This window comes from Neolewinella maritima (genome assembly GCF_923081025.1).
Lineage (GTDB): Bacteria > Bacteroidota > Bacteroidia > Chitinophagales > Saprospiraceae > Neolewinella > Neolewinella maritima.
In genome coordinates, this window is the sequence record NZ_CAKLPZ010000002.1 from 450,244 (window position 1) to 468,853 (window position 18,610).

Below are 18,610 nucleotides of genomic sequence, written 5' to 3' on the forward strand. Positions count from 1 at the left end.
GGTCCGGGGTTGCGCCCGGGTGCGGGAAAGACGACTTAGCTTTGAGCGATCATGGATAGACTACGGGACATCCTCCTACTGGACCTGAACGGCTTCACCGTCACGGCCTATCAACTACTGCTGATCGGCGTAGCGGCCTTCCTGCTGCTGGGGGCCAACTTCCTGCTGCTGCGCAAGGTGCTGCCCTGGTACTACGGCCGGGAATCCGTCTCGGAAAAGAACCGCAACCGGGTACGCGCCGTCGTCCGCTTTTCGCTGGTGAGCCTGCTGGTGATTGCCATCCTGCGGATCCTCAACATCGACATCACCTTCATCGACGAGGCGATCCAGCAGGCGGCTACCGAAGACGGCCCGCCGGTATACCTCACGATCCGTATCAGCACCATCGTTAAGGCGCTGCTGGCTTTCATCGTGGCCAACGTGCTCGACATCCTGATCGAGGAGCTCCTCGTGCAACGCTACCACCGTACCCACCTTTCGGCGACCGCTACCCAGCAGTCGCTGACCGATGAGCGGGAGGCCACGGAGCGCTTCCGCGCCGTGCGCCCGCTGATGTACACCCTGGCCCTGGTGGTGGTGCTACAGGATACGGGACTGAGCAAGTACTTGCTGTACCCCTTCACCGAGCCCATCCGCGAAGACGCCGTACTGATCACCCTGGGCAATCTGGTACAGGCTCTGGCTATCTTCCTGTTTCTGCGGCTGCTGCTCATGACGATCACCAGCCTGATCCTGGGCACCTACTACCGCCGCAGTAAGGTGGACCCCGGCAGCCAGTATGCCATCAACCGGCTCATCACCTACTTCGTCTACGTAGTGGGGGTACTGCTGGTGATCCAGGCGGCGGGCTTCGACCTGCTGGTGCTCTGGACCGGTGCGGCAGCCCTGCTGGTGGGTATCGGTATCGGCCTGCAGCAGACCTTCAACGACCTGATCTGCGGTATCATCATCCTGTTCGAGCGCAGCGTGATGGTGGGCGATGTGGTGGAGGTATCGGACCACGAGGTAGGCACGGTGCGCAAGATCGGTGCGCGCACCGCTACGGTCGAGACCCGCGATGACATCATCATCTTCGTCCCCAACTCCAAGCTGATCGGCGAGAACGTCGTCAACTGGAGTCACGTAGAGCGCAAGGCCCGTTTCCACGTCAAGGTGGGCGTCGCCTACGGTTCGGATACGGAGCTGGTACGCGAGATCCTGCGCACCGTAGTGGCCAATCACGAGCGCATCCTCGACACCCCCAAACCCATCGTGCGCTTTCTCGACTTCGGCAGCTCTTCGCTCGATTTCGACGTCCTCTTCTGGTCGCGCGACCTGATCCGCATCGAAGACATTAAGAGCGACGTCCGCTTCGCCATCGACAAGATGTTCCGTGAGCGCGGCGTAGAGATTCCCTTCCCCCAGCGCGATCTGTGGATCCGGGGCGGCAAGGGGCTGGATCGGCTCATCACCACCCAATCTTCAAACGGACAGGCGGGATCTACGGAAAAGCCTGCCGAGCAGGAGGGCGGGGCCGCGGGTGCGGAGTAGTTTACCGGGGGGGCGGGGTAGTTTACCGCCGCGTATACGAAGTATGCAGAGGGCTTGTACGGAGGTAACGCTACACAGCTCCGTGAACCTCCGTGTCCACCTCCGCGTCCTCCGTGTTTAAAGCCTGACATGCAACTAAACCACAAAACCTACGGCAGCAGCGGCCCCACCCTGGTCATCCTCCACGGCCTGTTCGGTAACCTCGACAACTGGCAGACCCTGGCCCGTAAGTGGGCTACGGACTACACCGTCATCCTCCTGGACCTGCGCAACCACGGCCGCTCCCCCCACGCCGAAGAGATGACCTACCCCCTGATGGCGCAGGACGTGGCGGAGTTTCTGGAGGCCCGGTCGATCGATCGCTGTCACCTGCTGGGCCACAGCATGGGCGGAAAGGTGGCGATGCAGGCCGCGCTCTCGTATCCCACCCTGGTAGATAAGCTCATCGTAGTAGATATGACCCCCCGCCTCTACGGCCGGGGCCACGACGACGTATTTGCCGCCCTGAAGGCCCTCGACCCCGCCACCCTCACCGACCGCCGCGAGGCCGATGCCCTGATGGCCCCCCACATGGCCGATGCCGGCGTGCGGCAATTCCTGCTCAAGAACCTCACCCGCCGCGACGATGCCGGCTTCCGCTGGCGCATGAACCTGGAGGTGCTGGATCGCGACTACGACCAGCTGGTCGCGCCCATCGGTACGCTGGGACAGAGCTATCCGGGTCCCGCCCTCTTCGTACGTGGCGGCAAGAGCGGCTACGTACGCGACGAGGACTGGCCGGGAGTAATTTCCTTATTCCCCAAGGCCGAGCTCGCTACGGTAGCTGGGGCCGGGCACTGGGTGCATGCGGAACGGCCGGGGGAGCTGGAGGGCTTGGTGCGTGAATTCCTCCGGTAGCTTGGTAGGGGATGATGCAGCATCAGTTCGCATAGTAGCAGCACCATCAACGTGCGTCAAAAATTCGCGCACTGCGTGTACTCTGTGGTAGCCCCCAACCCCCACCAGGCGCTCCCCCAAACTATACGGATATCCCCCAACCCCCGTACCTTAGCATCCGCTATGCGCCACCGCTTCTACACCGCCCTGTTCATCCTGCTCTGCACCTGTGGCCCCGCCCTCCTGCACGCACAGGAAGCACACCGGGCCCTGCGCCGTGGCGACCAGGCCTACCGCGATAAGAACTATAGCCAGGCCGAGCAGGAGTACGCCGATGCCGTAGCGGCCGACAATAGCGCCAAGGGCAACTACAACCTCGGCAATGCCCTGTACGAGAACGGGGAGTACGCCGAGGCCGCCAAACGCTACGAGGAAGCCGCCGGACTAGCCGAAGACCCCGACACCCGCTCGCGCGCCTACCGCAACCTGGGCGATAGTTACTACCGGCAGGAGAATTACGAACAGGCCGTGGAAGCCTACAAGCAGAGCCTGCGCATCACGCCCGACGATCAGGAGACGAAGTATAACCTGACCAAAGCGATCCGTGACCTGCAGGAACAGCAGCAGCAACAACAGCAACAGGATCAGCAAGACCAGGAGCAGGAGCAGCAGGACGGTGAGCAGCAACAGCAACAACAGGGGCAGCAGGGTGAAGACGGACAGGACGGCGAACAGCAGCAGCAACAACAGGCCGATCAGCAACCGCAGGACGGTGACGGCGACCCCGACGACCAGCAACAAGCCGCCAAAAACGAGCAGGAGACGCCCGGCCAGTCTACCGCCAACCCCGGGGCCAATCCCCAGATGAGCCAGGAGGAAGCCGAACGCCAACTGGGCATCGCGGCCGAGGAAGAGAAGCGTACCCTGAGCCGGCTGCGGCAGGCCGACCGCGAAGGCTGTACCGGAACCAAAGGATGGTGATGCGCGTAGGTCTGCTGCTCATACTACTGTCGTCGCTGACGGGGCTACTGGCCCAGCACCAGGATATCACTTTCACCGCCGAGCTGAGCAAGGAGCGGATGCTGAAGAACAGTACCGTAGAGTATAATCTGACACTGCGCAACGCGCAGGGCGAACAACTCACGCCGCCCGACTTCAAGGACTTCGAGGTGCTACAGGGGCCGAACCGCTCGATCGGCACCACCATCATCAACGGCGTGGCGACGAGCCAGATGACGCTGTCCTGGATGCTGCAGCCCAAACGCACGGGTACGCTGAGCGTAGGATCGGCCAGTGTACGCGCCGCCGGACGCACTTACCGCAGCAACTCCCAGCGGGTGGAGGTATTGGAACTGGATGACGACGGGGTGACCGCCGCACCGGAAAACTTCCTGCGCGTAGAGGTCTCGACCGACCGGGCCTATGTAGGTCAACAGATCATCCTGAACCTGAACCTGTACGCTTCGGTCAACCCCATCTCGCGCAATATGGTGCGGGAGCCGGACCTGGATGGCTTCTTTGCCCGTCCGCGCCGCCGCTTCGATGCCTCGCCAGTCAACGTAATGGAGAACGGGCGGGAGTACCAGCGCCGTACCCTGGCCAGCCTGGCGCTGTTTCCCATTAAGAGCGGACGGCTCACGATCGACCCTTACCGGATGGTCATCGGCGCGGTGCGGCTACGGACCAACTCCAGCTTCACGCGGCGGTACACGGAGCAGATCCCCGTCAACTCCGATACGGTTTACATCGAGGTGCAGGAGCTACCGCAGCCCCGTCCGGCTGACTTCAGCGGTGGGGTAGGGACCTACACCGCCAGTGTACAGATCGACCGCGACCGCATGACCACCGACGATGCGCTGAAGATGGTGCTACAGATCACCGGACAGGGCGACGTGCAGCGCCTGGAAGCCCCCACGCCGGTAGATGAAGCGAACTGGAATATCTACGATCCACAGGTGATCCAGGAGGAGTTTATGGACAGCCCCTCGGGGATGTTCGGGCGCAAGGCCTTCCAGTACCAGCTGGTGCCGAAGCGGGGCGGCACCTACACCGTGGCTCCGGCCCTGACCTACTTCAATACCGACAGCCAGCGCTACGTCAGCCTCGTGCCGGAAACCTTCGAGGTGGTCGTAGCGGGCGGCAGCGGACAAAAGACCTACCAGGTGGATACCCTGACGGCGACCGAAGAAGCACTCATGCTGCTACCCGCCCCGCCGCTGACCGACCGGGTGCGGGTCGAACGTGACCTCGGCAGTCAGCCAGCCTACTGGGCCCTGATCCTTCTGCCTCTCTTGCTGAGCGGTGGGCTCATCGGCTACACCCGCTACCGCCAGCAGCGGGATGCTCGCGATCCGGCCATCGCGCTGCGGGAGCGGGCGGGCAAGGTGGCCGCCGCCCGACTCAAGGAGGCCCGCGTACACTTGCAGCAGGTAGCCCCGCGGCCGTTCTACGACGCGGTCGAGGGTGCCCTGCTGCGGTACCTGCGTGACCGCTTCTCCCTGCAGGTAGCCGACCTGAGCCGGAAGAACATCCAGCAGGTGCTGGCCGGGGCCGGGGCGGATAGCGCGCTTACCGAGCGGTACGACCAGCTACTGGCCCGCTGTGAGATGGCGCTCTACGCAGGGCAGGACTCGGCCGCCGAGCTGGGCGAGACCTACGCCGCCGCCGTCGATCTGATCACCGAGACCGAGCGGCAGCTCCGCGCGTAATGCTGTCGCTCTTCCGCACCAATCAGTCGTACGCGAGCCTGCTGCTGTTCGTCTACGCCCTGCTGCTCCAGCTGCCGGTGTTTTTTCTCGATGTACCGGTGGGAGAGGGCACGTACAGCTACTACGGCGGACTACTAGTCACGGGCGTACAGCGCAGCTACTGGCTGAGCACGCTGCTGCCGCCGCTGCTGGTGGCGCTGGCCGGCATCGCCGCCAATAGTATCTGCAGCCGCTACCGGTTTTCGCGTACGGTGACCCAGTTTCCGGGCCTGGGACTGGTGCTGCTGTGGGGGGTCTGTCCGGCCTTCCACGTCTTCGATCCCATCTTGCTCAACCACCTGTTCCTGCTACTGGCCCTGGGTGCGCTGAGCAGCACGTACAAGGGGCAGTCCATCGAGGTAGCCCGCTTCAACGCCGGCTGGTGGCTAGGGTTGGCCTCGCTACTGGTGCCCACTTACCTGGTGTTCATTCCCTGCTTCATTGTAGGCATCAGCATTTTTCGGACGGCCGATCTGCGTGCCATGGGGCAGCTGCTGGGTGGTGTAGTGATCGCCTACTTCCTGGCGGGCACCTATGCGTACCTGCAGGGCGGTCTGTTGGAGTGGTACGAGCTGCAAGTGGGGGGCTTCGGACTGCTGGAGCTTACCGTCACGAGCCACTACGTGCTGGGTGGTCTGGCGGTGCTGATTATCCCCCTGCTGATCGTACTGAGTACCAGTGACCGCGGACGGTTGCTGCTCAACATCGAGGGGAGTAAGAACGTATCCTTCGTCTACTGGATGCTGCTGTTCGCGCCCCTGGTGGTAGCCTGTATGGCTAGTATACGGGCGGCGGATGCGCAGGTGCTGGTGGCTCCTCTGGGGGTGCTTTTCGGGCTCTGGCTGGTGCGGCAGGAGGCGGCACGGGCGGAGTTTTACCATCTTATCCTCTTTGCGGCGGCGCTGACCCTGCTGTCCGTCACCTTAGTGAATTAAGCAACGAATACGTATGGCTGGATTTTTGGCTGAATTCAAGAAGTTTGCCGTCAAGGGCAACATGATCGACCTGGCGGTCGGCGTAGTGATCGGCGCGGCCTTCAATAAGATCGTCGACGTGCTGGTCAAGCAGATCATCACCCCGCCCCTAGGCTACCTCACCGCCGGCATCGAGATGCACGACCTGGCCTGGGTGCTCAAAGAGCCGGTGAAGGACGATGCCGGCGAGGTGATCGACCCCGGCGTAGTGATCGGCTATGGCCTGTTTATGGAGGCTATGATCGACTTTCTCATCATTGCCTTCACCCTGTTTGTCGTGATCCGCTTCGTCAACTCGCTGCGCGATAGGGCCGAGGATGCCGGGGATAAGACCGTACCCACCCCCAAGGACATTCAGCTACTGACCGACATCAAGGAAGAGATGCAAAAGATGAACGGCTCCGCCCCGGCCGCTCCGCAGCCCGCTGACCCAGCGCCAGTGACAGACCCAGCCTGACCCCCGCCAGTGCCGTGTTGCCGGTAGAGAGCAGCGTGAAGAACTTGTCCGAACTGGCAAACACCCGCACCCGACCCGGACTGGCGTACAGGTGCAGACCCAGGTTGGTCCGGATGCCCGTCCGGTGGTTGAGGTTAATACCGACCTGCAGCCAGTCCGCCACGGCGTAGCGGCCCAGCAGCGCTACTGCGGGCTGTAGTTCGCCCAGCCGGTCTTCCAGCACCAGCATGGCCCCGGCCGTAAGCCGCTCGGTGATGTCGTACTCTCCGCCCAGGTAGACGCTTGCCCCGATCTGCGACTGGAAACCCGCTGTGCTCCGCTCGGGCTCGTAGGTCAGTAGCAGGCTATCGACGGCGGTGGCCAGCGAGATGGTGTCGCGCAGTAGGTCTTCGAGCAGGTCCAGTCCGTCGAAGGTCTCGGTGCCCGTGAAGCGGAAACTGCTGACATCCTCCGTCCAGTCGATGCTTGCCCCCAGGTCCACGACCGAGGCGTTGAGGCGCAGGCGGTCCAGATTAACTGCTATGCCGAAGTCAAAGGCCAGACCGGTATTGGCGCCGGTCAGCTCACTGAACGATAGGCGGGTAGGATCGTAGTCGAGGGTGAACGAGTCGAGGCGCTCGTACTCCAGGGCGTTGACCGTGTTGACCCGCACGTCCTGCTCCAGGGTGAGCGCAAAACTCTCCTCTGCCGTACGCAGTTGTATGCTGCCTCCTTCGGCGAGCTGGACACCGCTGGTACCCACCAGGTACTTCACGCGGCCACCCACCGCGATCTTGTCGGTGAGCGCGTAGCTGAGTCCTAGTCCGACCTCGTGAAAGCTCACGACCTCCCCCTGGGGGGCTAGTTCGACGGTCTGTCCGATGAAGGGGGCATTCCCCAACGCGATCAGATCGACCAGCGTCCTGGAGTACTGCGCTTCCCCCTCGACCCGGAGCCGGTGGTACAGGCTCAGGCCCAGGCGACCGCGCTGCACCGCCAGGCCGAAGGTTTCGAAGCTGTAGACGTCCTGCACCGTGTTCTGCTCATCGACCAGATCGGACCAGGCGGTAAAGTCCAGGATGCGCCGCCCGCCTTCCTCCACGAAGATATCCTTGTACTGTAGGTTTTCCAGCCGCAGATCGTTGGCCAGACCGGGCAGTCCGAGGGTCACCGGCTGGGGCAGGAAGTGCACCATGGCCGGATTGTGGTAGGTACTCTGCCAGCTTCCGGACAGCAGCGGCGCGGTCAGGTTCTGTGCCCGCAGGCCGGCCAGCGAGAGTATCAGGCCCAGCAGGAGGTAGATCGGGCGCATCATTGGTCGTTTACGGTTAGGCGGGCCCCGATGCGCACCCGGAGGTTCTGCCGGTCGGTCACGCGCACCGCCTGACTACCCTTATCGCTGGTGGCAAAGGTGATGTTCAGTACGAGGCGGCTGGCGCGGCGGACCTGCGCGAGCCGCTCCCCCTGTAGGGGTATATCCGTCGTAGCCTGCGTGGCCGCGGTGGTATTACCCATCGCATCTACCACACTGGCCCGGATGACGAGCAGGTCCCCGTCCGTCAGGTCACCCACTACAGTACCCAGGGAGTCGAGGAAGGTGCCGGTCAGCGAAAGGTCGAAGGGTAGCTCGTTGTCCGTAGTGACGCGGAAGGTGACCGCCGTGATCTCTCCGTACTGTTCCCCCAGATTGACCGGGAAACTGTCGCGCAGCTGGAAGTCGGCCGCGGACCCATACAGTGGCAGCTCCACCGTGATGGTGGCGGTGTAGGTACTGGTATCGAGCAGGTAGCCGATCACCGACTCGTCGGCCTCCGGATTGAGCAGGGCGCTGATGCGGTAGTTGAGGGCGGTGGGGCGGGTAGCCAGTAGCTCCTTCAGGTTACTGTTCGTCTCGTCGATGAGGTAGGTGGTCAGGGCTGTGTTGCCCGGCGTGCGGGGGTAGGCGAAGTCGAAGCCCTCGTCGACCACCCGGCCGGTCACCGCCACCGTGCTGCCGGCCTGTGATTCTACGCTCAGTTGATCTACCACTGCCCGGGCCGGAATACCGAAGCCGTTGCGGATCTGCACCCGGATCTGGGGGTCTACGAAGTCGATCGTCCCCCCCTGGTAGTTGTCGAAAAAGTCGATCTCCAGCCGCTCGCTCACGCCGGGGTAGGGTGTCCGCCCGAAGTAACCCTCGATGAAGTCGAACTCCAGGGCCGTAAACGCGGCGATTGTTGCCCGGCCGGGCGCCAGCTCTTCCCCGTCCAGTCCATCGATCGCGTACTCTACGACCAGCTCCCCCCCGCTCAGGTCGAAGGTGTAGCCGGTAAAATCCAGGGGGCTGTCTACATTGGTGAGCTTCGGCTCGTCTCCCGTGCCGGAGTAGGCGGGAAGTTCTCCGCGCACCTGCAGTGGCTCGCCATCACGCGTGATGCCCGGCAGGGTAAGCACGATGCGTACCGGCTGCGCGTAGGGGTTGGGCAGGCTGTAGGTGAAGGCACCGGCCTTTGCGCGCAGGGCCGTCAGGCGGGTATCCTCGGGAGCGGGAAAGGCGTAGGCCTCGCGGCGGCGCGTGATGGGCAGGGGCAGGCCCCGGGCCAGGCCGTTGAGCTCGTCGAATACCTCATCGCTGGTCACGGCGGGCACCGTATCGGTATAGCTAAAGCGTAGCAGCCCGTCCGGATCCACCGTCAGGCGCACCCGCTCGTCGATGTCGCCCACCAGCTCCGCCAGCTTCACTTCGCTATCGATCAGGGGCACGGCATACTCCGCCCGTAAACGTGTACCGTCTACCTCAATGGCCTGTTCACACCCTAGCATAAGCAGGCAGGCCCCCATAATAAGTATAGTATCACGCATAAGTAAAGCAGTCAGTAGGGCGCGGGCGCGGGTGCAAAGTAAATCACAGGAAAGGTCCGGTGGGTTTGGCAGTAGCCGCCCCGGCGCACTACCTTGGGATAGATATGAACACTGCCCGCTTCAGCGCCCTCCACCTCAGCCACTTGGCCGATCAGGCAGAACGGTTCATGCTCATGAGCTATGAACGCTTACCCCGCGCGCTAGTATTGCACAACGACAGCTGGGCGCTGAGTTTAGCCGCCCATTCCCTTGAAATCGCGCTGCGCCGGCCGGGCGTCTCCCCGGATCTACCCCACCTGGCCCGTACTGTCGCCCTGCTGGAAGCCTGCCGCTACTGGGGCGAGGGCAGTGAGATTCGCCCTTGGGACGAGGTGAATCAGGAGTTCCGCGAGTGGACCGGCCCGGACTACCTCAACCTCCAGCTCACCCTCGGTACCGTGCTTCCCCGCGGCAGCTCCTCCCTACGGGCCGAGGTGACCGACGTCCTCTACGACGCCCAGCTCGCCCAGCGACTGCTCAGCGGCTCCGAGGGCGCCGAACTCACCTGGCTGGAAAACCGCTACGCCCTCGACGCCGGCGAAGGCCCCCGGCGCAGCATGAACCGCACGGACTCCCTGGGCCATTACCTCAACGAGCTCCGGGAGGCCCGCTTCCGCAACGGAGAGCTCCGCCGCCGCTACCAGCACACCCACAGTGCCGTACTGCTAGACCTGCAAAAACTGGTCGACCGACTAGAAAAGAAGACCCCCCGCCCGGCCCTGCTGCCCGTACCCCTAGCCCCCGACGCCCCACAGAGCCTGGAGAAGCTAGAGCAAGGCCCCACCCGCCAGGCCGCCCAGACCTACTTCCGCACCATCTTCCGCAACAACATCCAGCTCAAGCGGATGGCCGATCACAAGGCCGCCATCATGGTCAGCGTCAATGCCTTGCTCATCGGTGCACTGATCACCTTCGTCAGCTACCGCAACTGGGCACAGACGCGCCCCGAGATCCTGCTCCCCGTCGTCGTATTCATCACCTGTGCGCTGGCTAGCCTGGTCTACGCCATCATCTCCTCCCGCCCCCACGACCGCAAGGACGAAGAAGAGAACCTGGCCTTCTACGGCACCGTCAGCAAGCTGGGCCGCGCCGAGTTCACCCGCCGCATGGAAACCACCCTCCTCGACCCCGATGCCCTCTACGGCAACCTCATCCAGGATCTCCACGGCTTCGGCCGCGCCATCGACCGCAAGTATCACCTCCTCAAGGTCTCCTACAACATCTTCCTCCTAGGATTAGCCATCAGCCTCCTACTCCTCATCATCGTCCTCTATCTTCTCTAGCCCCCGCCGCAGGCCGCCTATCTGCGCAGCCGTCTAACCCGCTGAAAGCGGTCTAACCAGCCGAAGGGGTCTAACCAGCCGAAGGCGTCTAACCCGCAAAGCGGTCTAACCAGCCGAAGGCGTCTACCCCGCGAAGCGGTCTAATTAATCCTCCTTCTCTTCCTCCTCAGCCGCCAGCTGCGCCTCGCGCTCCTTCTGTTCCTCCTTGCGCTTACTGACCTTATTGAGCAGGATAGCCGCCTTGATCAGGAAATCGTCGTGGAACATCGTGTACTCGTTGAAGACCATCAGCAGGCGGGCCGCGTCGAAGGCCGCCGTGCCAGGTACGATCTGCCGGGCCGCGATGGGGTGCAACCAGTACTCCTGGTTGTTGGACCGCAGGTACGAGCGGTCGGTATTGAAGTTGACCACCTTGGCCAGCTTATTGAGGCTGAAGAGGTAGTCGGTCTCCCGGTTCAGGTCCTTCTGGATGTCGATGATATTGACCCAGTCGAAGCGGACGCCGCTGCGCTCGCACAGGAAGATGTCCCGGCGACCATCAAAGACGATCAGGTCCTGGAAGCGGTACTTATTCAGGTTCTTGTTGAGGAAGTTGCGAATGGCGTTCTTGGTCGAGCGCAGGTTGCGGAAGGCGAACTGCAGGTCGTTCTCGCTCAGCCGGAAGTCCTCGTGGTAGGGAAAGCGGCGGTTGGTGCGCATATTGAGCACTTCCCGGACGCGGCGAATGGTATGGCCCAGTTCATCGGTCTCGGCGTATACATCTACGATATCGACGTTGGCCTGGTTGATCCAGCTCTCCAAAAAGATCTTGTTCGATCCCCGCTCGAACACCAACAGGGCGATCTCGGAGATGGCGTAGAAGTTTGGATAACCACCGTATATGTTTCCGTATTTCAGTTCTAAAAAGGCGACGTTCTCGTTCACGGTCTAAGGTTTCAGTCAATAAGGGGATCCCGCTACACTAATAGGGCAAACTCAAGGTGATCCCAAAGATAAGGATTCTGTAGGGAGTAGCTACCTCCTACGTCGCCCAGCCGTCCAACGCCCTCATCGCCCCGTACCGTATGCTGTAAGGGTACTAACTGGGCCACAGCCGCTCCACGAAGCGCCCGTCCGCATAGATGACCTCGCCATCGGCATACACCCTGCCCCCCGCGCGCATGTTGGCGATCATGTCCCAATGGACAGCACTCACGTTCTTCCCTCCCGCCTGAGCGTAACTCTGTCCCACCGCCATATGCACCGTGCCCCCGATCTTCTCGTCGAAGAGGATATGCTTCGAAAAGCGGTCAATGTCGTAGTTGGTCCCGATGGCCGCCTCCCCGAACCGCCGCGTCCCGTCGATGGCGAAGGTCTCGTCCAGGATCGCCTGACCGGATTCCGCCCGCCACGTCTGTATCTCCCCGTCCTTCACCTCCAGGGTCACTCCCCGCACTTCCTGTCCGTTGCGGATGGCGGGATAGTCGAAGTAGATGGTCCCCTCCACCGAATGCTCTTCGGGACTGGTGTACACTTCCCCGCTCGGCATATTGGTCTGACCGTCGCTGTTGATCCAGGTGCGTCCCTTCGTGGTGAAGCTGATGTCACTGCGGTCGTTGGTGTAGCGGAAGGTGGTGCAGCTATTGAGGTGATCCACCACGGCCTGCTGCCGCTTGCGTACCCCCAGCCAGGCGGCGCGGGGATCGTCCTGGTCCAGCTTACAGGCACGGAAGACGAAGTCGGTATACTCCTGCAGGCTCATGCCCGCCTCCGCTGCCAGGGCCTCGGTGGGGAAGATGCACATGCTGCGCTTCAGCCGCCGGTCGGCGGTGCGCGCAAAGTAGGTGTTGTGCAGCGACTGCATGGCCTCGCGCCGCGCCGCCTTAAGCTCCGCAGCGGGGCTCGGCTGCCGCAGATCGAAGGGTGCGGTAATGTTGATATAGGCCTCGAACTCATTGATCGCCTTAGCGTACAGCGTGGGTACGTAGCCGAACTGGGCCGCACTGCCATGATCCCGCAGTGCTGCCGCCTGTCCGCGCATACCCAGGGCAAATTCACAGTGTCCGCCGGCCTTGATCGCCTCCCGGTACACCTCCGTCACCAGCGGCTCGGCCAGCGTAGTGGAGGCCACGAACAGCCGTTCTCCGGGCTGCAGGCTCACGCAGTAATTGACGAGAAGATGGGCGTAGCGGGTGTAGTCGGTCATGGGGCGTAGAATATACACCTAGAAGCCCCCTACCCCCACGAAGTTCAACCCCCTACCCGCGCAGCGGTCTACCGAGCCGAAGGCGATCTAACCCACGCAGCGGTCTAATGAGCCGCAGGCGATCCCCCCTTACCACTGTTTAGCCACATAAGGATACGTCTGCTGATACTCTACGCGCACCAGCTCCGTGAGCCGGTAGCGGAGCTTATCTACGTTCTCCTTCGTGTGGGCACTCACCAGCAGGGCTTCCTGACCGAACTCCGCCTGCAGGCCGTTGACCAGGTCGCTCTCTACTTCGTCGCGGCCTTCCTCATCCAGGTACATGTCGTAGTTGCGCTCGCGGAACAGGTCGATCTTGTTAAAGACCAGGAGCGTGGGCTTCTCCTCGCAGTTCATCTCCTTGAGCAGGGTCTGTACAGTACGGATCTGATCGCCGTACTGCGGGTGGGCTACGTCCACGACGTGCAGCAGCAGATCGCTCTCCCGCACCTCGTCCAGGGTGGAGCGGAACGACTCGATGAGGTGGTGCGGCAGTTTGCGGATAAAGCCGACCGTATCCGTGAGCAGGAAGGGCACGCCCTCGTAGGCAACCTTGCGCACCGTCGTATCCAGGGTGGCGAAGAGCTTATCCTCGGCGAATACGTCGCTCTTCGTGAGCAGGTTCATCAGGGTAGACTTGCCCACGTTGGTGTAGCCCACCAGGGCCACGCGCACCATGGTATCGCGCCCCTTGCGGCGGGTTTCGGCCTGCTTGTCGATCTTCTCGAGGTCTTTTTTGAGCTTGCTGATCTTATCGCGCACGATCCGGCGGTCCGTCTCGATCTCCGTTTCACCGGGGCCCCGCATGCCGATACCACCGCGCTGCCGCTCCAGGTGCGTCCACAGTCCGCGCAGGCGGGGCAGGAGGTACTGCATCTGGGCCAGCTCCACCTGCGTTTTGGCCTGGGCGGTCTGGGCGCGGCGGGCAAAGATGTCGAGGATGAGGGTGGAGCGGTCGATGATCTTGACCTTCATTTCTTCCTCCAGAATATTGACCTGCTTACCGCTGAGGTCGTCGTCGAAGATAACCATGGAGATCTCTTCGTGCTGGTCTACGTAGTTGGCGATCTCCCTGGCCTTGCCGCTGCCCACGAAGGTGCGGTTGTCGGGGTGATCGAGCTTCTGCACGAAGCGTTTGACGGTCTTCGCACCTGCGGTCTCCGCCAAAAACTCCAGTTCGTCGAGGTGCTCGGCGACCAGTTCTTCCGTCTCATTGCGGAGCACTACGCCCACCACGACGGCATATTCTGTCTTCACCTCCAGGCCGGAACTCTTCTGTCCGACGGTCCATTCATTTGCCATATTCCAAGCTAACCGCCCAGGGTGGCGGGAAGTTGCCAGGGCGGGCGCGGACGCAGGTGCCGGGCGGGAACGTTAAAGGCGGGCCCTGCTGAAATTTAGCGACTGGCGGATGGATTATCCCTACAAACCTGCCGTATGCGTACACCCCTTACCCTACGTGGCGCTACCGTGCGCTCCCTCATTGCCCTGTTTGCCGTGCTGCTGCTGCCCGGCACCTGCCTACGGGCCCAAACCATCTTTCAGGACGACTTCGATCGCGTGCAACTCGGCACGTCCTGGAACGCCAACGGCGGCTGGACCATCCGTAACGGACAGGCCTACAACGGGCCGGACAATAACTGGACCTCCCTGACCACCGCCCGATCCTTCGCGGCCACCACCTACGTGCTGGAGACCGAAGTGACCAATCTGGTAGACGGCTACCAGCGGGCGTATTACCTGCTGTTCGGACAGCAACACGAGAGCGGCGAACCGGGCTACGTGGTGCGCTACGACCCCCTCGGCGCGGGCAGCCTGATCCTCGGCGAGGCACATACGAACTACCTCTACCCCCGTATACTGGACCGACAGATCATCACACTGGACCCCACGCAAAGCCACCGGATCCGCGTAGCGAAGTACACGAACGGCCTGGTCCAGGTGTACGTGGGCGATGCGGACGGCTTCCCCGACCTGCCTACCCTGGAGGCCGTCACCGACCGGTACCCCGCCCTGGGCAAGGTGAGCTGGCTGGCCTATACCCAGTCGGCCGGCAAGGCGTTCTACGTAGAGTACCTGCGGGCCGATGTGCCAGTGACCCAGAAGACCGAGCCCGAAAAGCCCGCCGCTGACGGGCTGATCACCGCCCTGGTGGCAGATAGCGAGCGGACCTACGAGATCGGCCGACTCACTGCCGGTGAGCCGCTGTATACCGACCGCACCTATACCCTGACCAGCGTACCGGACTTTCTGGAGAATGCCCGCTTTATCCGCACGGCTAATGACGACAAGCGGCGCACTTCCACCGACTTCCTGACCGCCTACCTGAGCAAGCGCGCGGTGGCCTACGTAGCCTTCGATCCCCGGGCCGGTACGCTGCCCGACTGGCTGAGTGACTGGACCAAGATCGACGAGGTCATCGGCAGTACTGACCCCGGCTCCGACTACTTCGAGCTGTACACCAAGCTGGTGCCCTACGCCGCGTTTTCTCCTACCCCTTACGTGCTCCGGCTGGGGGCCAATCTAGCCGCACCGGCGGCGGGGGCCAACATGAACTACCTCGTAGCCCTGGTGCCCATCGCATCCAGTTTCCGCTACGAGGCCGAGGATGCCCTGCTGAGCGGGCCCCGTCCGGCGATCGACCACCGCGGCTTCAGCGGAAGCGGCTTTGCGGACTACATCGCCGCGACCGAAGATTACATCGAGTGGACGGTCGACGTACCGGCTACCAGTCCGTATAATTTACTGATGCGCTATGCCAACGGCAGCAGCGCGGGCCGCAGCCTGCAGCTTTCGGTGGACGGCAAAGCGGTGAGCCTGGAATCCTTCCGGCCTACGGGGAGCTGGAAGAATTGGTCTTCCCGTAGCATGGGTCCGTCCGTCCTGCTCTCCGCGGGTACCCACCGTATTCGTCTGACGGCTATGGGAGATAGTGGTCCGAACGTAGACTACCTGCAGCTCTCCCCGACTTCGGTCTACACACCCCCCGCTAGCGGACTGGCGCAGACGGTGCTACCTCCGCAGGCATTTCTGGACCGCGACGTGGCTCCGGTAGCCTCACTCAGCGTGTTTCCTAACCCTGCGGTGCATGCGCTTACCTTTCGGTGGGAGGAAGCGGGGGCCGGTCAGGCAGAACTGCGCATCGTAGATGCACGGGGCCGGGAGGTACACCGCCAGCGCCTCGAAGCACGGGCCGGAGCGCAGCTACGCATTGCGGTAGATCACTGGCCGGTGGGTACCTACGCCTACCAGCTGGTCAGCGGAGCGCAGCTACTGACGGGGCAATTCGTAAAGGCACAGTAGGACGTTCCCCGCGAGCTACACATCGGATCGCTATTCCACCAATTGGAAGGATAGCCGGTACCGCTCGTCGTGCGCATCCTCGCCCACAAAGACCTCGAACGCGCCCGGCTCGGCGACGAAGTCCAGCGCGCTGTTGTAGAACTTGAGGTCGTCGGGGCTAAGCACGAACTCCACCCGCCGGCTTTCGCCCGCCGTGAGGCCGATCTTCTGGAAGCCCTTCAGGGTCTTGTCCGGCGGAGTGACGCTGCGGACCACGTCGCGCAGGTAGAGCTGCACGACATCCTCCCCGGGCACGTCGCCCGTATTGGTGACCTCGATACTGATGCGCACCGAATCACCGGCCGCCACCTGCTCGCTTTCGATCTGTGGGTTGCTGTAGGTGAAGGTGGTGTAGCTGAGTCCGTAGCCGAAGGGCAGCAGCGGGGTATTGGGTGCGTCCAGGTAATTGGACACGAACTTCTGGAACGGGGCACCCTTAGTCGGTGCCGGCCGGCCGGTGCGTTTCATGGCGTGGTAGACGGGGATCTGTCCGACGTTGCGCGGCCAGCTGGCGGTCAGGTGACCGGCGGGATTGTAGTTGCCGTACAGCACGTCGACCACTCCGGGGCCGGCCTCCACGCCGGGGTGCCAGACCTGTAAAATACTGACGGGCAGCGCCAGCTCTTCGGAGATATCCAGGGGGCGGCCGCTCATCAGGACGAGCACGACGGGCTTACCCGTTTCGACCAGGGCGCGGATGAGTTTTTTCTGACTGGCCGGGATCTGAATATCGGTGCGGCTACCGGCCTCACCGGTAAACTCGCTAGCCTCACCCACTACGGCGACCACCACATCTGCGGCACGGGCGGCGGTCAGGGCTTCCTCTAGTAGTACGTCCGGACTCCGCTCGTCGATCACCACCCGCGGGCCGAACACGTTCGCGTTCTTGGCCAGGGTAGTATCGTCGGTAATGTTGGCACCGGCCGCGTAAGTGTAGGCGACGTCCGGCACGACGCTATCGAAGCCCGTGCGGATGGTGCGGGCCTCGGTCAGCTCGCCGGTCGGTGCCCAGGTGCCGAGCATATTGTTCTGGCTATCGGCGAGGGGGCCGATCAGCGCGATGCGGGTTTCTTGTTGCAGGGGTAGGGTAGCGTTCTCGTTTTTGAGCAGCACACTGGCACGGGAGGCTGCGGCGCGGGCCAGGGCGCGGTTGTCCGCGGTCAGGATATCGCGGGCGGGCCGCAGCGTATCCAGGTAGCGGTAGGGGTCTTCGAAGAGGCCCAGCTTGTACTTGGCTTCCAGGATGCGGCGGCAGGCGGTAGTGATCTGCTCCTCGGTCACCTTGCCCTCCTCCAGGGAAGCGGGTAGGGTAGTGAGAAAGCCTTCACCGACCATGTCCATGTCCATGCCGGCGTCGAGGGCCAGGGCGGAAACGGCCTGCAGGTCGCCCAGTCCGTGATTGCTCATCTCGTTGATCGAGGTGTAATCGGAGACGACGAAGCCCTCGAAGCCCCAGGCGTCGCGGAGCAGCTCGGTCAGCAGCCACTTGTTGCCCGAGGCGGGTATACCCTCTACGTCGTTGAAGGAGGTCATGACGCTGGCTACCCCAGCATCCACGGCCGCCTGGTAGGGGGGCAGGTACTGATTGTACATCTTGAGGCGGCTCATATCTACGGAGGCGTAGTCGCGTCCGCCCTCGGCGGCTCCGTACAGCGCCAGGTGCTTGACGGTGGCCAGCATGGTCGTATCGGCTCCTAGGTCACTACCCTGATAACCGCGCACCATAGCCTGTGCTACGGCCGAGCCCAGGTAGGGGTCTTCTCCGGCTCCTTCGGCGATACGTCCCCAGCGGGGGTCACGGGCGATATCGACCATGGGGGAGAAGTTCCAGTTGATGCCATCGGCCGTGGCCTCCCGGGCGGCTACCTGGGCGGTGCGCTCGATGAGCTGCATGTCCCAGCTACTGGCCAGTCCCAGGGGCAGGGGGAAGGTGGTCTTGTAGCCGTGGATGATATCCGCTCCGATGAAGAGCGGGATACCCAGGCGGGATTCATTGATAGCGAAATTCTGAGCGGTGCGGATGCGGTCGGGACCGGCCAGGCCGAACAGTCCGCCCACCTCGCCGGCGCGGATCTTGGTCTCCACGTCATCGCTCACTACGGCGCCGGTAGTGGCTCCGCCGCCCGGAGTGAGCAGGTTGAGCTGACCGATCTTTTCGGCGATGGTCATGCGCGCCAGCAGGGCCTCCACTTCGGGAATGGGCTGCTGGGCGGCGAGCACGCTGGTGAAGGAAATCAGAACGGCGAGTAGAAGGTAGTGCATAGATAGAAGGCGCTGACAGCAGCGTGAGGGGTAGGGGCTGCTGAATGGGACCGAAA

Annotated in this window: 14 protein-coding genes; 8 read left to right on the forward strand and 6 right to left on the reverse strand. The window is 62.8% G+C overall.

What is annotated here, in order from left to right:
• The first annotated feature begins 51 nt into the window (after nucleotides 1–51).
• The 6 genes from MJQ68_RS10270 to mscL all read left to right on the forward strand — a co-directional run bounded on the left by MJQ68_RS10270 (nucleotide 52) and on the right by mscL (nucleotide 6,584).
• On the forward strand, nucleotides 52–1,530 hold the full coding sequence (locus tag MJQ68_RS10270) for a mechanosensitive ion channel family protein (protein WP_238751018.1): 1,479 nt from the start codon (nucleotides 52–54) through the stop codon (nucleotides 1,528–1,530).
• 129 nt (nucleotides 1,531–1,659) lie between these two features.
• Entirely contained in the window at nucleotides 1,660–2,427 is a 768-nt protein-coding gene (locus tag MJQ68_RS10275; protein WP_238751019.1) for an alpha/beta fold hydrolase, read from the forward strand.
• Between the two features lie 162 nt (nucleotides 2,428–2,589).
• On the forward strand, nucleotides 2,590–3,387 hold the full coding sequence (locus MJQ68_RS10280) for a tetratricopeptide repeat protein (RefSeq protein ID WP_238751020.1): 798 nt from the start codon (nucleotides 2,590–2,592) through the stop codon (nucleotides 3,385–3,387).
• Nucleotides 3,387–5,114: a BatD family protein gene (locus MJQ68_RS10285; RefSeq protein WP_238751021.1), complete on the forward strand. Its 1,728-nt coding sequence runs from the start codon at nucleotides 3,387–3,389 to the stop codon at nucleotides 5,112–5,114. The genes MJQ68_RS10280 and MJQ68_RS10285 overlap by 1 nt, the downstream gene beginning before the upstream one ends.
• The gene (locus tag MJQ68_RS10290; RefSeq protein WP_238751022.1) at nucleotides 5,114–6,088 is read left to right on the forward strand and encodes a hypothetical protein; all 975 of its coding nucleotides are present in this window, start codon (nucleotides 5,114–5,116) and stop codon (nucleotides 6,086–6,088) included. Before MJQ68_RS10285 ends, MJQ68_RS10290 begins: the two co-directional genes overlap by 1 nt.
• A 13-nt stretch (nucleotides 6,089–6,101) precedes the next feature.
• Nucleotides 6,102–6,584, forward strand: coding sequence for a large conductance mechanosensitive channel protein MscL (mscL, locus tag MJQ68_RS10295; RefSeq protein ID WP_238751023.1), 483 nt, complete (start codon nucleotides 6,102–6,104; stop codon nucleotides 6,582–6,584).
• On the opposite strand, the gene MJQ68_RS10300 is transcribed toward mscL, so the two are convergent.
• Nucleotides 6,499–7,878 carry a DUF5723 family protein gene (locus MJQ68_RS10300; protein WP_238751024.1) on the reverse strand — a complete coding sequence of 460 codons (1,380 nt, stop codon included), beginning with the start codon at nucleotides 7,876–7,878 and terminating at the stop codon, nucleotides 6,499–6,501. The two genes, mscL and MJQ68_RS10300, sit on opposite strands and share 86 nt — an antisense overlap.
• A complete protein-coding gene (locus MJQ68_RS10305; RefSeq protein WP_238751025.1) occupies nucleotides 7,875–9,404 on the reverse strand; it encodes a hypothetical protein in 1,530 nt (509 codons plus the stop codon). Before MJQ68_RS10305 ends, MJQ68_RS10300 begins: the two co-directional genes overlap by 4 nt.
• Nucleotides 9,405–9,508: 104 nt before the next feature.
• Between MJQ68_RS10305 and MJQ68_RS10310 the strand changes: the two genes are divergently transcribed.
• Entirely contained in the window at nucleotides 9,509–10,726 is a 1,218-nt protein-coding gene (locus tag MJQ68_RS10310; protein WP_238751026.1) for a Pycsar system effector family protein, read from the forward strand.
• A 144-nt stretch (nucleotides 10,727–10,870) separates the two neighbouring features.
• Here the strand turns inward: MJQ68_RS10310 and MJQ68_RS10315 are convergent, their stop codons facing one another.
• The 3 genes from MJQ68_RS10315 to hflX form a co-directional block, all read right to left on the reverse strand.
• Nucleotides 10,871–11,650, reverse strand: coding sequence for a hypothetical protein (locus tag MJQ68_RS10315; protein WP_238751027.1), 780 nt, complete (start codon nucleotides 11,648–11,650; stop codon nucleotides 10,871–10,873).
• A 154-nt stretch (nucleotides 11,651–11,804) separates the two neighbouring features.
• Nucleotides 11,805–12,911, reverse strand: a complete 1,107-nt coding sequence (locus MJQ68_RS10320) for an aminopeptidase (protein ID WP_238751028.1) — start codon at nucleotides 12,909–12,911, stop codon at nucleotides 11,805–11,807.
• A 129-nt stretch (nucleotides 12,912–13,040) separates the two neighbouring features.
• Entirely contained in the window at nucleotides 13,041–14,252 is a 1,212-nt protein-coding gene (gene hflX / locus MJQ68_RS10325; protein WP_238751029.1) for a GTPase HflX, read from the reverse strand.
• Nucleotides 14,253–14,387: 135 nt separating this feature from the next.
• Here hflX and MJQ68_RS10330 point away from each other — a divergent pair, with 135 nt between their 5' ends.
• Nucleotides 14,388–16,253: a carbohydrate-binding protein gene (locus MJQ68_RS10330; RefSeq protein ID WP_238751030.1), complete on the forward strand. Its 1,866-nt coding sequence runs from the start codon at nucleotides 14,388–14,390 to the stop codon at nucleotides 16,251–16,253.
• A 30-nt stretch (nucleotides 16,254–16,283) separates the two neighbouring features.
• On the opposite strand, the gene bglX is transcribed toward MJQ68_RS10330, so the two are convergent.
• Nucleotides 16,284–18,554 carry a beta-glucosidase BglX gene (gene bglX / locus MJQ68_RS10335; RefSeq protein ID WP_238751031.1) on the reverse strand — a complete coding sequence of 757 codons (2,271 nt, stop codon included), beginning with the start codon at nucleotides 18,552–18,554 and terminating at the stop codon, nucleotides 16,284–16,286.
• Nucleotides 18,555–18,610 lie beyond the last annotated feature (56 nt).